Here is a 15,565-nt window from a genome sequence, read left to right as displayed (position 1 = left end):
AGTAAAGCCACAATAGATAGTTCTTTAATAACCGGTATGATTTATAGCTCTTACAAGGCACTGCATGAGAAGCTATTCATCGGTACCAGGTGTTTTTTTTAAGGGACCGATTTATCGAAAAAACCGCTATTCCATTTCGCCGTCATCTTCTTTTTGCATCATGCGGTTGTGTTCTTCCATGATTCGTTGATGCTCATTCATCATCTCCTCATGTTGAATGGTCATTTCCTGATGCTGATCATTAAAGTCTTTAAAGCGTGTATCCAGCTCTTCATTTGATAAGGATTGTATTTCTTCATCGGCCAGCATGGCAGCGTGTTTATCGAGGGTGGAAGCATGAAGATCCAATAATTCCTGATGTTTATCCATGTACTCCTGATGTTGGTTGTTGATCAGCTGGAAAACAGAATCGTTCTCTTCGTTTACCATTTCCTTGTGTTCTTCCATCCATTGTTGATGTTCTCTGGCTACACTGTCGTGGTACTGCTGCATTTCAGCGTGTACGGTTTTCATTTGTTGGTGATCAGCCTGTAAGGTGGCTATCTTTTCTTTATTATCCGGCTGGCATGACAGGAATAACAGCATGCAGCATATGGTGGTGAATCGTATCATAGTTTTTTTCTTATGGTTTATAAATAATATACCAAAAATTTAAGGGAATGCCAAAAACAAGACCTGTTATATCACTTGATGAAATATCACCCTTAACAGGGCTGAATTTTTAATGAGAATTGATGAGATTTTTCAACCGGATAACTATCAGAAGGTTATGATGTTGATTGATAATGAATTTGCCGCTACCAAAGACGATAAGGTTTTCAGGGTTTTATTATCTGCCGGGAAAATCCTAATTTGATGACGTATCTCAAGAAAAGAAAATTATCTATGGCATTTACTATTGATTTTGTGGATCATGTGGCCCTTCGGGTCAGTGATATGGAACGGTCTGCTGCTTGGTATGAGGAGGTTTTGGGCCTGAAAAGACACCAGCCGCCCAAGTGGGGGTCGTTTCCTGTTTTCATGCTTTCAAAACGCTCTGGGGTCGCCCTGTTTCCGGCAAGAAAAGATGACCCGAAACTCGATAAGAAATCAAAAAATGTGAAGATCGATCACTTTGCCTTTAACCTGAACAATGAGCAGTTCAGTTTGGCCATAGCTCATTTTAAAGAGCTGGAACTTGATTTTAATATTCAGAATCATCATTATTTTAAGTCTGTTTATACCAGTGACCCTGATGGTCATACCGTCGAACTTACAACCTTAACGGTAGAGGAGAGCGAGTTTTACCCGCAGCAATAGTGCTTAATGTAAAGCATTGTTTTATTTTGCATGACCGATCAATATAAAAAGCAGAAATGTTGTTCCGATTAGTTTTTATCCCGGCGATTTTGCTGTTACACGCCTGTGGGCAGGGAACAGAGCCACGGTTTTTTCAACATGGTATGGATACCGGCTCGCGACCGTGGACCCATACATCATTTTCAGAAACGAATGATGATTTTACATTTGCTGTTATAGGGGATCTTACCGGGGGAGAACGCAAAGGAATATACAGTACAGCAGTTGAACAGCTCAACCATCTCGATCCGGCATTTGTGGTTAGTGTGGGAGACCTGATAGAAGGAGGAACCAATAACCGTGACACATTGCAAAATCAATGGGAATCTTTTGATAGTCGAACCCGGCATCTGGAAATGCCATTTTTCTACCTTGGGGGAAATCATGACCTGACGAATCCAGTTATGCGTCAAGTATGGAAAGAGAGGTATGGAGCCACCTATTATTATTTTCTCTACCGTAATGTTTTATTTCTCATGCTGGATTCAGAAGATTTTGAAGAGCAAAAGCTTCTGGAGATCAACCGGGAACGGGAAAAAGCGATGAAGATTATCAGGGGAGAAGCGCCGGGGGTTTTTGAAGAAACACCTTATGCTCAAATGAAAGAAAGCCGAACAGGAGCTATAAGTCAGCAGCAAACAGAATATTTCAAAAAAGTGCTGGACAGTTTCCCTGATCCGAGGTGGACCTTTGTATTCATGCATAAGCCACTTTGGGAAAGAGATGATGAAAAAGGTCTCGGTTCGTTGGAACAAGCCCTTGCTTCACGAAATTATACGGTCATCAATGGTCATCTGCACTCTTATTCACACCGGGTGCGCAACGAAAAGGACTATTATGTCATGGGAACCACCGGCGGGTATCAGAATCCTGCAGATTCCATGGCCTTTGACCATTTAACTTTGGTGCGGATGAAAGAAAAACCACTGTTAACTCCTCTCAAAATGAATGGCATATTACATGAGAACGGGGTTGCACCGGAGATACTGAGAAATTAAGCAGGGTTTTACCATTTATATTAACGCTATTTTTACAACTTAATCAACACTGATCAATTTAAAGAACACAAATGGCTTCAGGATTTTTTGCCCTTTTAGATGACGTAGCAACACTCATGGATGATGTTGCCAGCATGAGTAAGATCGCAGGAAAAAAAACCGCCGGGATTCTCGGTGACGACCTCGCTGTCAATGCAGAAAAGGCGATGGGATTCGTTTCCTCGAGAGAACTTCCCGTCTTGTGGGCCATTACTAAGGGTTCTTTTCTCAATAAGGTGATTATACTTCCACTGGCTTTTCTGCTGAGTTATTTCCTGCCGTCTGTGGTGACGATCATTCTGATTTTAGGTGGTTTTTACCTGGCTTATGAAGGGGCGGAAAAGGTCTATGAGTATCTGGTACCCCACGACGATGATAAAGTGAAGGTTAAAAAAACCGGTCTTTCAAAAGAAGAACTGCTGAAGCTTGAAAAAGATAAGATACGTTCTGCCGTGATCACCGATTTTATTCTATCGGTGGAGATTATCATTATTGCCCTTGGCACCGTTTCTGATCAAACCATAGGAATACAGATCCCGGTGGTAACCCTTATCGCATTGGTAGCAACAGTAGGGGTGTATGGGATCGTGGCATTGATCATTCGCATGGACGATTTCGGATACCGTCTGATCAATATGAACGAGGAAACCAATTCGATCAGTGATAGCATAGGGAAGGTACTTGTAAATGCATTACCCTGGGTTGTCAAATCGCTCAGCGTGATCGGTACCATTGCCTTATTGCTTGTTTCAGGTGGAATCTTCACTCACAATATCGACGCGCTACATCATTTGTTTCCGCAGCTTCCCGCATTACTGAAGGATCTGCTTTTCGGATTAGTTGCCGGTATAATAGTCCTGCTGCTGGTTAAAGCAGTAAAAAAATTCATAGGGAAGTCTTCCGGAAAGGATAAAAATGGATTATAAGGAAATAAATCGGAGATCATGGAATAACAGACTGCAGGCGCATATGGCATCTGAATTTTATGATGTGGCCGGTTTCTTATCTGGCAAGACTTCATTAAAGGATATAGAACTACCACTGCTGAAAAACAACCTTTCAGGTAAAAAGGTGCTTCATTTGCAGTGTCATTTCGGACTTGACACCTTATCCCTTGCCCGTCTTGGAGCCGAAGTTACCGGCATTGATCTCTCTGACAAGGCAATTGCCGCCGCCAGAGATTTGGCGATAAAGAGTGATCTTTCTGCCCGTTTTATACAAAGTGATGTTTATGCTTTGGAAGAAGTGCTGGATGAACGTTTCGATGTGATCTTCACAAGCTACGGTGCCCTGCCATGGTTGAATGACCTGAATAAATGGGCAGGGCTGATACGAAACTTTCTTCGACCTTCCGGGGTTTTTATCATGGCAGAATTTCATCCTGTGCTCTGGATGTTCGACGATGATTTCCAGCAGTTGAATTACAGCTATTTCAATAAGGGTCCCATTCAGGAATCAGAGACCGGGACCTACGCCGATCCAGAGGCTGCGATCACTCAGGAATATGTCTGCTGGAATCATGGACTGGGAGAAGTATTTGACAGCCTTTTAAAGAATGATCTTCAGATCGATGGCTTTCACGAATACGACTACTCACCATATAATTGCTTTAAAGGTTTAAGGGAAACAGCAGCCGGAAAATATCAAATCAAAGGGTATGAGGGTATATTGCCGATGGTATATACGCTCAAAGCCAGCAGAACGAAAAACCTATGACTTTGAAACAAGAAAGGGGAATCCGTTTCGGGATGGGATGATTGATAAAAATTAATATCTTGCGCCCTTAGAAAATACAGCACTTATCAATACTGAAAATTATGAAACGAATCTTACCGGTTTTAATGCTCCTACTGATCACTACTTCTGTGATGGCTCAGAGAAAAAGCGAGCTCTTTGCAAGAATAGATACACTGAATGCAGAATTGCGTACCACCAAATCTGAATTGGCCGAAAGCGAACGAAAGCTGGCCGGAGCACAAACCAGGGTGTCTACCCTTGAAATGCAAATGGAACAGCTGAGGGAAACCAACCAGGGATTACTGGATAACCTGAATAATTTTATTCAGTCTTCTACAGAAAGAACGAATAATATCGGACAAACCCTGGAGTCGTTGCAGCAGAAAGAAGCACAACTGAAAGCTATCAGAGACAAGTTCAGCAGTCATGATTCACTGGCGTTTAAAGTGCTTACAGACCTCAAAAAAACACTGGGAGAAGATGCTCAGATGGGGGTAGAGAACGGAAAGATCTCTATCAAGATCGAAAACGAGGATCTTTTCGGGACTAATAATGCAGAGGCTAAGATCGCTGAATCTCAAAAGGCATATCTTCAGAAGATCTCTGAGATCATCAAGAAATACCAGTCATTGTCTGTAACCATTGAGACCAAAGGACTCGACAATCAGGAGATCCTTGCCAGAAGGGCAGGAGCCCTAGCCGAATTCATGGCAACAGAGTATGAGGTGACCCAGGAAAGGCTGAGAGCCATGGGTCGTGTAAGCCTGGCCGAAGGGACTTATATCAGACTCCATCCGGCTTTTGATGGTTTCTATCTCTGGATGAGAGAGCATCTTAAGAACGGCTTGTAAATAATATTTTCACCAGTTAGAAGCATGGGTTAGCCCCATGCTTTTTTATTTAAACCCATTCAGGCAGACTGTTATGACACCTAGTATAAAATACCTCGATTCGATACAGATTAAGGGCATTTCGACCGGCACTTCTTTCGTTCAGAACAATACACGGACTTTGTGGAATTCGTTCATGACCGGTCTCAGTTTGTCAGGCCGACGGCCTGATATGTTGTATTCAGTAGATATCTATCCTGAAAACTATTTTGAAGGTTTTGACCCCACCCTGGAGTTTACTAAATGGGCAGGGGTTCAGGCTTCTGAAAAGACAGCCAAAGATTCTGATCTGGACCTGTTGCACATTCCTGCAGGATACTATGCTGAGTTTTTGTACCAGGGTAAAGCCAGTGAAGCTGCAGCATTTTACAGGGAGATCTTTAGTGATTGGTTACCCCGCAGTAAATACCTTCTGGATAACAGACCGCATCTAGCAGTAATGGGAAAAGAGTATCGCGGAGAAGATCCCCTTTCAGAAGAAACGATTCTCATACCCGTTAAGAAAAAGACCGAATAGGTCATACCTACAACATATTGTAGATATTATAAGCCATTAGACCCGCCAGGCTTCCCAGGGCCAGTATGGTTGGAATAGGTACATTGGAAATGTTTAATGGAATACGAAACCCTCTATGAGAGTTTTCGGCGTTCTTGTTCTTATACCTGTATCGTATCAAAGCGATATTGACCATGCCAAAGACTATAAATATAAAGATATTGCTGATGGAAGCAACGATCTTCAGATTCCCGATCAGTCCGAAGCCGATGGCAATCAGAGCTATAGCCACGATTGCGTAATTAGGAGTCTTTTCACCCATCCCTTCAAGGGTTGTAAATTTTTCAAGCCATCTGATACCGGTGTCACGAGCCACATCGAACAATAACCTTGAAGTACCGAGTATATTGCTGAGTATGGTCTTGCTGGTGGCAAAAAGCGCTACCACCACCAGAATGATGGCACCTGTTTTCCCCAGCTTTTTTTCGATGACCGCTGCGAGGGGACCTGGAGATGAAGCAAGTCTTTCGGCTCCAAGGCTGCTTACAGCACTGATGGCGATAAGCACATAGATTCCCAGAACTATCAGCCCGCTGAGCAATATTGCCTTCGGAAGATTCTTTCGTGGTTTTTTTGTTTCTTCAGCCAGTTTAACAAGGTCTTCAAAACCGATATAACTGAAAAAGATTAGAGCCGAGCCCGCGAAGATTCCGGTTATCCCTTCTTCGGGAGTTTTTAAAAGGTCGGTATCTCCAATATCGGGTATGCAAACAATGATCACCAGCAGGAGTCCCAGTACGGTTATGACAGTGGCCAAACGATTAAAATTCGAACTGTATTTTGCTCCGACTATATTGAACAATGCCATCAGGGCTATAATGCCTGTGATGGTTAACCGAAGCGGTATATCAAGAAGTCTGCCCAGGTAATCTGCAAAACTGATGGCTATGGCGGCAGCTGCCACCACACCTGTAAAAGTCATGAAGAAAGACATGAACAAAGCTGTTCGTTCACCCATACCTTGTTTTATATATTCGTAACTACCACCGGCGTCGGGAAACCTGCTTACGAATTCGGCGTAGGTAAGTCCTGTAAGCAGAGCGATCACCGCGGCAATTAAAAAACTCAGCCAGAGCAGATTTCCACCCAGGGCAGCTGCCTCGCCTATAATAGCATAGATTCCGGCACCGATTATACCTCCGATGCCAAAGAATAAGACATCCCAAAATCCAAGGGTGCGTTTCAGACTGTTGTTGTTTTTTGACATAATAAAGCTGTAGGTCTCCTAAAGATAGAAGATTCTTTAAACCGTAAAAAGAATTGGGGTAAAAGGGGGTGGTTTTGATAAATGCAGTTGGCAGGGAATGGGAAAAAAGAGTGCTATCATTGGGATGCGCCATAAATTCGGGCTACCTTTGCACAAAATAATTAATAATCAAAATTTTAAGACATTATGTCTGAAGCAAAAAAAGGAAGTAAAGTAAAGGTTCATTATACCGGAAAATTAACTGATGACACCGTTTTTGACAGCTCCAGAGAACGCGAGCCGATAGAGTTTGAAGTAGGTGCCGGACAGATGATTGAAGGTTTTGATGTAGCCGTTAACGGAATGAAGGTAGGTGAATCTAAAAAAGTGACCATTCCCGCAGATAAGGCCTATGGACCTCGTGTGGATGAAGCTATTTTTACCGTGCCTAAAACCCAACTCCCTGAAGGAATGGAGCCTCAAGTTGGTATGCAGCTGGAAGCACGTCAGCAAGATGGAAGAAGACAGATCTTACTGATCCAAGAAGTTAAAGAAGAAGACGTGGTACTGGATGCTAATCATCCTCTTGCAGGGAAAGACCTTGTATTTGATATCGAATTGGTAGAAGTAGCCTAAGCTTCTGCCTCTGAATAGTAAAAACCCGGCCTGGCGCCGGGTTTTTTTATGCGCTTCCGATTTTGCCGAAAATTCAGTAAATTATTAATGCTCTTTAAGTGACCCATGTTCAGCCTTCTTTTACCAAAGGATTTAAGGAATGAGCAAATCGAACGGACAATTATCACCAGCAGGGGTATGGGCATTAGCAGCAGGAGGAATGGTAGGTGGTGGTATTTATACAGTTTTGGGGGTAGCCATAGCTGTAGCCGGGCAATGGACCTGGTTTTCATTTCTATTTACGGGCATCATCGCTCTTTGTTCCGCATACAGTTATGTATTTCTTTCCAATAAATTTTCTAAAAGCGGCGGCGCCTTCGCCTTCCTTGAAAAGGTCGAAAACGAATCATTAGCAGGAGGTTTAAGCTGGTTGCTGATCCTGGGTTATATTCTTACCATCTCGGTATATGCCTATGCCTTCGGGCACTATATTTCATTTTCATTTCACGGTAGTACGCTTATAATAAGAATCCTGGCCGCAGCAATACTTCTTCTGCTGATCGGGCTGAACCTGCTGGGAGTGGGAAAACTGACCCGGGTTGAGATCGTTATTGTGAGCCTGAACTTACTGGTACTGCTGATTCTTGGAATATATGGAGTCTCGAACTGGGATCAACCTCAACTGATCGCGGGTATGGAACCAAGACCATTTTGGTCTGGCATTTTTGGCGGCGCCGCTATTTTTATGGCTTTTGAAGGTTTTCAGTTGCTGAGTTATGAATATGATAAAATCAAGGAACCCGGGAAATACTTTATGCCGGTATTGCTGCTTGCTGTGACTTTCGTGATCCTTGTTTATATTTTAGTAGCCTTGGGAGCCACCTTTTTAGGAGGAGCAGCTAACATGATCAATTTCAAACAGATCGCCTTATCGGTTGCGGCTATGAAAGCCATAGGCACCCCTGGCATCATCGTAATGACCATAGCAGCGGGCCTGGCCACAGCAGCGGCTATTAACTCAACCTTGTTTTCCACCTCCAATCTTTCCAGGAAAATCGCAGACAAAAATGAACTTCCCAAGTGGTTCGATCATACCAATAGTCATGATGTTCCCGACCGGGCTGTTATCATGTGGGGCACCCTTGCGGCTGTTTTTGCCGTTATAGGGTCTTTGAGCTCTCTGGTCGAAGCTGCCAGTCTTGTATTTCTTATCACCTTTGGGATTGTTAACTGGTTGGCTTATAAAGAAGAAGGCTCAAAGAAGTGGATACCGATAATCGGGATAGCGTTCGGTGCTATAACGGCCATCGCACTGTTGTTCCGGTTACTGATCGCCCGACCCTGGTCACTGGCTTTCCTGTTGGCTCTCATGTTCATCATCATCTTCGTTAGGCCTTATATCTTAAAGCGTATCTCATGAAATATTTTGCGGTCATCATAGCGGTTCTTGTAATCATTGCCGGATGCAAAGAGAAACAAAAACAATTACCTGTTATAAAGGTTTCCCAGTTTCTGGTCTTTAACGATTCTGTCAATATAAGAATCATGAAGGGGGAAGAATTAACGGAAACCCTTTATTGCGCATATGGATCAGTAGGTACGCCCGTTTACCTTGAACCCGGACTTTATACTTTTTCATATCGGGACAAAAACGGGCAGTTATTAAGCAAACGATATGGTGTTGCCAATGATGGTTCATATAATCTTGTTCTTTCAGGCTTTTCAGATGGTAGATATCAAGAGACCACTTCGAACCGGCTTCTCCATATAGTCGAAGGGGCAGAAGCTCTAACGGCAAATAATTTTCGTCCGCAACTATTGATAGAAAACAACTTCTTCACTGTAGCAGATAAAAAGTCGAAGCTGAGATTTAGAAATCTTATTCCCGGTGTTTACCCTGTGGATATAACACTGGTGAATGCGGTTAGTAAAGATACCCTCAGGTACAACCATCTCAAATATCCACATTTAACCGCATCAAAAAGTTTGGAAAGTGGAAACTGGCACATTGAGGTGAAATTGAGGGGAACCAAAAAGATACTTAAAACACACAGCCTGGAAATAGGAACTAAAGAACTAATTACGGGTTATCTTTTTCCCGATATAAAGGGAGGATTTTTACATATTACATTAGAATTTGACAAGGTCGGTAAATAAGGGAATGTGGATTAGCTGGTGAATGGATTAAGAGAAATAAAACTTTTGCAACATGCTTTAATCATTTCTTGAAAACCGATATCACAGCTATCATGAAGTTCGACAATACAACCAACAATCAAAAAGCATATAATTAATTGTTTGCCAGATAGTTGCAAACTATTCGTACATTTATATACGGCATAACTATTTATTGCTGTATTTATTTAATCCAGGTGGTTTGTAATGAATGCTTCTGTAACTTATATGGGTTTAAACCGTACGGTGTTGGTGGAAGATGATGCCAGTTCATTACTCGATATATCATTAGATAATCAAATCCCTCATATGCATGAGTGCGGGGGTTACGGCCGTTGTACTACCTGCAGGGTACGAATCGTTGAAGGCTCTCAGAACCTGAGTCGCAGAAACCGCGCTGAACAGGAGATGGCCCAAAGTCGAAACTGGGATCCTACCATCAGGCTGGCCTGTCAGACCTATTTAAAAGGCAATGTAAGTTTGCAAAGACTAATCTGGTCTATGGGGGAGGTTAATCAGCTGCAGAAGGAACTTGCACCTGAAGGTAAGGCAGAAGAGCGAAGCATTGCCATTTTGTTCTGCGATCTGCGAAATTTCACTTCATTATCTTCAGCGAACCTCAATTTTGACCTCGCTTTTATGCTAAACAAATTTTATACGGCATTGGGAGAGCCCATACTTATGAATAACGGAATTATTTATCAATACGTGGGGGATGAGATTGTAGGGGTTTTCGGAACTACCGGGGGAAACAGGGAAAAGAACTGCACCGATGCCATACGGGCTGCCCTCGGAATGCAGTTTGCCCTGAGCAGATTGAACAAGATGGAATTGGAAGATTTTAAAGTAGAATTAAAATCAGGTATAGGGATCAATTTTGGAAAAGCTTATGTGGGTCATTTAGGTCATCCCACTCACCGACAGTTTTCGGTAATCGGAGACCCGGTGAACGTCGCCAGCAGAATTCAGGAACAAACCAAAGTTCATAATGCACGCATTCTTATTTCTGAATCGGTGCTGAAGGGTATCAGGGAGCAGGATGTGGAAATCGCAAGATCCTTCAAGACCTTATTAAGCGGGAAGGAGAACATCTGTAACCTTTTTGAGGTTTTGGGCTTTAAAGAAATGGACATGAAACTGGAATTGCAGGCTTCGCTCCATCAGCTTTTAGAAGACCAGGAAAGATTTGCATCCTTATTTTATGAAAAGTTGTTCCAGACCGCACCTTCGGTCAGAGCTTTATTTAAAAGGGATATGACCGAGCAGGGTCGTTTATTGACACATATGCTTGGAGGGCTGGTCTATTCCATGTCAAGGCCTGACTATTTTCATAGCGGATTAAAGAACCTCGGAATTAATCACCAGAAATACGGGGTAAAACCGGAGCATTATCCGATAGTGAAAACTGTTTTAATTTCCACAATACAAGAAGTTTTGGGAGAAGAGGAAGATGGTAATTCTAAGGTGTTATCAGCCTGGTCTGAAGCCCTCAATGTGGTGCTGGAAGCCATGAAACCCCTTCCTGAATGAAAGGCTTCAAAATCTTTTAATCAAAAGCCTCAGGTGATAGGGGTTTTACTGCCTCAGCCATATTGCCGTGAACAAATTCTCTCACGTCGATAGAGACAGGCGCTCCCGGAAAGTTCTTCTCGGTTCCCGGGGCGGGATTGCGCTCCAGGTATCGTATATCAACATTGTGTGAAGGAAATACCGCTGTGATCTGAGCCGGATCAGAACCTGTATTTTTAAAACCATGAGCCGTTTTGGCGGGAATAAAGATCACAGCTCCCTTTTCAGCTGTTTTTTTAATGCTTCCCAATCTGACTTCCAGTTGCCCCTGAACAACCACCATGACCTCTTCTATGGTGTGTTTGTGCAACGGAATGGAATCGCCGGGTGCGATCTGCTCCTGAAAGACTACCATATCTGCTACGTGACCGTTTTCAGCATCTCCGGGATCAGTGATAAGGGCCAGTTTTGACTTAGGTCTGAAATCATCAGGATCCTCCAGTTCAGAAAGAGGAACATAATTGAATTTGTCTACTATTGCCATGTTGTGTTTTTATTAAAGATACTGATTTTAAGCTTTTAATGTGCTAACTTTAGAAGCTCAGCAAGCCGGTTTTATAAGAAGCGAAGGTTTTAAATCGAGGCTGCTGATCTTCAAAAAATCATAAAAAAGGGGGTGCCTGCTAAAAAAAGATGAATGATAGTTTTGAAAATACAGCATATATCTTCGGTAAATACGCTGAGAAGTATTTAGAGAAATACCGCGATCCGGGAACTGCTTCACCCTACCTGGACCGTCTTATTGAGGCCTTGCCGCATGACGCTTCTGTCCTGGATATAGGATGCGGACCGGGAATCAACGGGATTTACCTGAAGTCACGATCACCTGAGATTCGTTATACGGGTATCGACCTGGCTCCCGGGATGATCAGTTTAGCCAAATCAAATATTCCTGATGGTGACTTTCGGGTTCTTAATTGTCGGGACATCAGCCTTCTTAAAACGAATTATAAGGGGGTCGTCATGTCATTTTGTACTCCCTATTTGTCACCGGCCGTATTTGAGGAAACCGTTACATCCCTTTCTGAACTGATGGAAAGAGAGGCCTTGCTTTATCTGAGCTTTATAGAGGATGACCCCTCAAGATCGGGCTTTGAAAAACGATCATCTGATGATTCAGAGGGATTATATGTGCATTATTATCGCAGGGAAGATATTCTTGCTTTAATGACCCGCGCCGGATTCCGTTTGTTGGCATACGAAAATCACCCGCTTGAAAATCCATATCATAGTACTTCTCTGGAAGCACATTCATTATACGTACGGAATAAATGAGACTTCAGGTACAGGCTTTTTATCCGGGAAATACTGCTGATCAGGTTTCTACCTCCAGCACTTCGGGTTCCCGGTCAACGGTTTCACCTTTCTGAAACAACATTTTCAGATCTTCCAGTGCCAAATAGAGACAGGGAACGATCACCAGGATGATCGAAGTAGCGAAAACGATCCCGAATCCCAGAGATATAGCCATTGGAATCAGGTACATCGCCTGGGTAGAGGTCTCCAGTATGATAGGGGTTAACCCGCCAAAAGTGGTCAGGGTGGTCAGCATAATAGGTCTGAACCTTCGCAGACCTGCTTCGTGAATGGATTCATATATGCCCAGAGAATTACGTTTTTTATTGGCATAATCGATCATGATCAGCGAGTCGTTGACCACCACCCCTGAAAGGGCTATTACCCCCATCAGGCTGACCAGCGACAGGTCGTAACCTAAAAGAATATGTCCGATAACAGCTCCCACAATACCAAAAGGAATCGCTGTCATTACGATCAGTGGCTGCGTATAGCTGCTGAAAGCGATAGCAAGCAAGGCGTAAATGATAAGCATCGCCATAGAAAATCCTCCCCACAGGGTTTGGGTAGACTCTCTCATATCGGCCTGGCTTCCTTCAAAAGTCCAGGTGATACCCGGATAGTCAGCTCGTAACTGTGGAAGAATTTCCTCCTGAATGGAAGCCAGAACCCTGGATACGGCATTGGCAGGTTCGACATCCATACCTACATTCACCACCCGCCTGCCATCTCTCCGGTTGATGCTGGTAAAGGCTTCACGGGGTACCACTTCTACCACGTCGAGCAGGGGAACCTCAACACCATTGTCGGTTCTTATCAGAAAATCTTCGAGATTCTGAATGTCTTTCCGTTCTTCCCTGGGCAATTTCACCCGTATCTCTATTTCATTGGTTCCTCTTAATTGGCGTAAGGCCAAAGCACCGAAAAAAGCATTTCTCACCTGTCGTCCCACATCATTGGAAGTCAGTCCGAGATTACGTCCTTCGGGTAACAGCTTAAAATCGTATTGCAGCTTGCCTTTGTTATAATTATCGTTGACATCGCGGGTATTTTCGAACGATTCCATACGGTTGAAAAAATCCTGGCTGGCTCTTTCCAGCACGGCGATATCAGCATGACTCAGGTCGACACTTATATCCTGTTGGTAACCTCCGGGGCCTCGTTCTGCCTCAAATGTAATCTGATCAACACCTTCTATATCACCTATATTATCCCGCCATAATTCTATCACTTCTCTGGCGGTAACGTCTCTCTGGTCAGGAGGCAACATAACGATCTCGACATCGATAAAGTTCTGACCTCTTACATTGGTCTTGATACCCTCGGCTACTTTATACAGGTCGTGCTCTTCGAACATTTTCTGGGTGGCAAGGGTAATATCTTCAGCAACCTTGGCAGCCTGGTCCGGGGTCGTTCCAACAGGGAGCATAACACCGGCCTCTATTTCATCTGCTGCGACTTCTGGCATCATGATCATTCCCATATGGTCGCTGTAACCATATCCACCTACCATGATGAGCAGCGCCACTGCCAGACTTAGTGTGATATAGCGATGTTTTAAACAAAGGTCTAAAAACGGCCGGTAATAGCGTTCGATCAGAAAATCAAAACCGTTGGCAAAGCTTTTTTGCCATTTTTCCAGTCTCTCGACCACTGCATTTCTCTTTTTCTTCTTTTTGATATGACCCAGGTGGGCAGGAAGTATGAACAGGGCTTCCAGCAACGATACAGCCAGGATTACAATAACCACGGCGGGGAGGGGCCACCAGAACTTTCCGGTTTCGCCGGGCATAAAAAGCAGGGGTACAAAGGCGATGATCGTAGTGGTAATACTGAAAATCACAGGTTTAGAAACATCTTTGGTACCGGCTATTGCCGCATCCATAAAACTCATGCCCTGTTGCCTGAATTCATAAATGTTTTCACCCACCACTATGGCATCATCTACAACGATTCCCAGAACCACCAAAAATCCAAACATGGATATCATGTTAATGCTAACTCCGATCATTGGAAGAAACACCATACCACCTATAAATGATATGGCCATGCCCATCATTACCCAAAAGGCAAGCCTGTACTCTAAAAAAAGCGTAAGTATCACCAGTACGATAATGATCGCCAGTATACCGTTCTCAGTCAACAGAGACAAGCGTTCCCGGTAATCTTCGGCCCTGTTGCTGTCGACCCGGAACTTTACCCCGGGGGGAAGCTGAAAGTCTTCCATTATTTTTTCAACCGTTTCTGCAATAACTAAAGGCGACTGGTCACCGATACGATAGATCGAGAGTTCTACTGAGGGAGTCTTATTAAATTGACCGTGAAACCCTGTCTCTTCAAATCCATCGGTGATCTTAGCAAGGTCGGCCAGCACCACTTTAGCACCAGAAGGGGAGGAGAGAATGGTAATATTTCCGAATTCTTCGGCCCATTGCTTTCTTTCCTGCATTCGCAACAGAATTTCACCTGATTTTGTCTCCACAGCTCCGGCAGGGACATCCTGGCTTGATTGTGAAATGATCGAGGCGACCTGACCGAGGGTGAGATTATATTTTCTGAGGGTATTTGCGGGGATCTCAACATGAGTAACATATTCGGGAACATTCCCGATCTCGACCTGTGTGATCTCCGGATTGCTCAGCAAAAGGGTTCTCATGCGTTCTGCCAGTTTCCTGAGGGTCCATATATCCACACTCCCGTAGATACCTATTTCCATGACATCCCTTTGCTGGTCTCTCAACCTGACTTCCGGTTGTTCGATATCGTCGGGGAAGGTTCTGATACGGTTCACTTCCTGATCGATATCCTGAAAGGCTTTCATTTTATCAGCGCCTGCAACGAGCTCTATGGCTACCTGTCCGGAGCCTTCATTGGCGGTCGATACGATCTCCTTTATACCCTGAACACCCCTGACGGCCTCTTCTATGGGTAACAATATACCCTGTTCCACTTCGGCAGGCGAGGCCCCGGGATATACAACTCTTACATCCACGAAATCCAGCTGGAATTGGGGGAAAACCTCCTTCTGAATGTTGAACATGGTCCAGATTCCTCCACCAAGAAGTATGATCATGAGAAGGTTAGCGGCAATACTGTTCCGCGCCATATAAGCAATAGCTCCTTCTTTGCGTGGCTTTTTATCTCCTTCTGACTGGCTCATATGCTT

At 43.8% G+C, this 15,565-nt stretch carries 15 protein-coding genes; 11 read left to right on the top strand and 4 right to left on the bottom strand.

Features of this window, described 5'->3' with window-relative positions; all coding sequences use genetic code 11:
* Positions 1 to 126: 126 nt before the first annotated feature.
* On the bottom strand, positions 127 to 612 hold the full coding sequence (locus K7R10_RS01540) for a hypothetical protein (protein ID WP_224482922.1): 486 nt from the start codon (positions 610 to 612) through the stop codon (positions 127 to 129).
* 273 nt (positions 613 to 885) lie between these two features.
* Here K7R10_RS01540 and K7R10_RS01535 point away from each other — a divergent pair, with 273 nt between their 5' ends.
* The 6 genes from K7R10_RS01535 (at position 886) to K7R10_RS01510 (ending at position 5,519) form a co-directional block, all read left to right on the top strand.
* Entirely contained in the window at positions 886 to 1,299 is a 414-nt protein-coding gene (locus tag K7R10_RS01535) for a VOC family protein (RefSeq protein ID WP_224482921.1), read from the top strand.
* 56 nt (positions 1,300 to 1,355) lie between these two features.
* Positions 1,356 to 2,336, top strand: coding sequence for a metallophosphoesterase family protein (locus K7R10_RS01530; protein ID WP_224482920.1), 981 nt, complete (start codon positions 1,356 to 1,358; stop codon positions 2,334 to 2,336).
* 71 nt (positions 2,337 to 2,407) lie between these two features.
* Positions 2,408 to 3,301, top strand: a complete 894-nt coding sequence (locus K7R10_RS01525; protein WP_224482919.1) for a DUF808 domain-containing protein — start codon at positions 2,408 to 2,410, stop codon at positions 3,299 to 3,301.
* A gap of 43 nt (positions 3,302 to 3,344) precedes the next feature.
* Positions 3,345 to 4,091, top strand: coding sequence for a class I SAM-dependent methyltransferase (locus K7R10_RS01520; RefSeq protein ID WP_224482918.1), 747 nt, complete (start codon positions 3,345 to 3,347; stop codon positions 4,089 to 4,091).
* A 101-nt stretch (positions 4,092 to 4,192) separates the two neighbouring features.
* Entirely contained in the window at positions 4,193 to 4,963 is a 771-nt protein-coding gene (locus K7R10_RS01515; RefSeq protein ID WP_224482917.1) for a hypothetical protein, read from the top strand.
* 73 nt (positions 4,964 to 5,036) lie between these two features.
* Complete coding sequence (locus tag K7R10_RS01510) at positions 5,037 to 5,519, top strand: GyrI-like domain-containing protein (protein WP_224482916.1); 483 nt, start codon at positions 5,037 to 5,039, stop codon at positions 5,517 to 5,519.
* Between the two features lie 7 nt (positions 5,520 to 5,526).
* Here K7R10_RS01510 and K7R10_RS01505 read toward each other — a convergent pair whose 3' ends face one another.
* Entirely contained in the window at positions 5,527 to 6,765 is a 1,239-nt protein-coding gene (locus K7R10_RS01505) for an APC family permease (RefSeq protein ID WP_224482915.1), read from the bottom strand.
* A 186-nt stretch (positions 6,766 to 6,951) separates the two neighbouring features.
* On the opposite strand from K7R10_RS01505, the gene K7R10_RS01500 reads away from it, so the two are divergent.
* The 4 genes from K7R10_RS01500 (at position 6,952) to K7R10_RS01485 (ending at position 11,064) form a co-directional block, all read left to right on the top strand.
* Positions 6,952 to 7,380 (top strand): FKBP-type peptidyl-prolyl cis-trans isomerase, encoded by a 429-nt coding sequence (locus K7R10_RS01500; RefSeq protein WP_224482914.1) that lies wholly within the window; start codon positions 6,952 to 6,954, stop codon positions 7,378 to 7,380.
* 139 nt (positions 7,381 to 7,519) lie between these two features.
* Positions 7,520 to 8,779 carry an APC family permease gene (locus K7R10_RS01495; RefSeq protein ID WP_224482913.1) on the top strand — a complete coding sequence of 420 codons (1,260 nt, stop codon included), beginning with the start codon at positions 7,520 to 7,522 and terminating at the stop codon, positions 8,777 to 8,779.
* Positions 8,776 to 9,516, top strand: coding sequence for a DUF4397 domain-containing protein (locus K7R10_RS01490; RefSeq protein WP_224482912.1), 741 nt, complete (start codon positions 8,776 to 8,778; stop codon positions 9,514 to 9,516). Before K7R10_RS01495 ends, K7R10_RS01490 begins: the two co-directional genes overlap by 4 nt.
* Positions 9,517 to 9,741: 225 nt before the next feature.
* A complete protein-coding gene (locus K7R10_RS01485) occupies positions 9,742 to 11,064 on the top strand; it encodes an adenylate/guanylate cyclase domain-containing protein (RefSeq protein ID WP_224482911.1) in 1,323 nt (440 codons plus the stop codon).
* Between the two features lie 16 nt (positions 11,065 to 11,080).
* Here K7R10_RS01485 and K7R10_RS01480 read toward each other — a convergent pair whose 3' ends face one another.
* The gene (locus tag K7R10_RS01480; RefSeq protein WP_224482910.1) at positions 11,081 to 11,587 is read right to left on the bottom strand and encodes a cupin domain-containing protein; all 507 of its coding nucleotides are present in this window, start codon (positions 11,585 to 11,587) and stop codon (positions 11,081 to 11,083) included.
* Positions 11,588 to 11,736: 149 nt separating this feature from the next.
* Here K7R10_RS01480 and K7R10_RS01475 point away from each other — a divergent pair, with 149 nt between their 5' ends.
* Positions 11,737 to 12,378, top strand: coding sequence for a class I SAM-dependent DNA methyltransferase (locus K7R10_RS01475; protein WP_224482909.1), 642 nt, complete (start codon positions 11,737 to 11,739; stop codon positions 12,376 to 12,378).
* Between the two features lie 40 nt (positions 12,379 to 12,418).
* Here the strand turns inward: K7R10_RS01475 and K7R10_RS01470 are convergent, their stop codons facing one another.
* Positions 12,419 to 15,559, bottom strand: coding sequence for an efflux RND transporter permease subunit (locus K7R10_RS01470; protein WP_224482908.1), 3,141 nt, complete (start codon positions 15,557 to 15,559; stop codon positions 12,419 to 12,421).
* Positions 15,560 to 15,565 lie beyond the last annotated feature (6 nt).

Source organism: Robertkochia aurantiaca (assembly GCF_020166495.1).
In the GTDB taxonomy this organism is placed as follows: Bacteria; Bacteroidota; Bacteroidia; order Flavobacteriales; family Flavobacteriaceae; genus Robertkochia; species Robertkochia aurantiaca.
The sequence above is the reverse complement of the archived record's forward strand: the minus strand, read 5'-3'. Positions and strand labels throughout refer to the sequence as shown.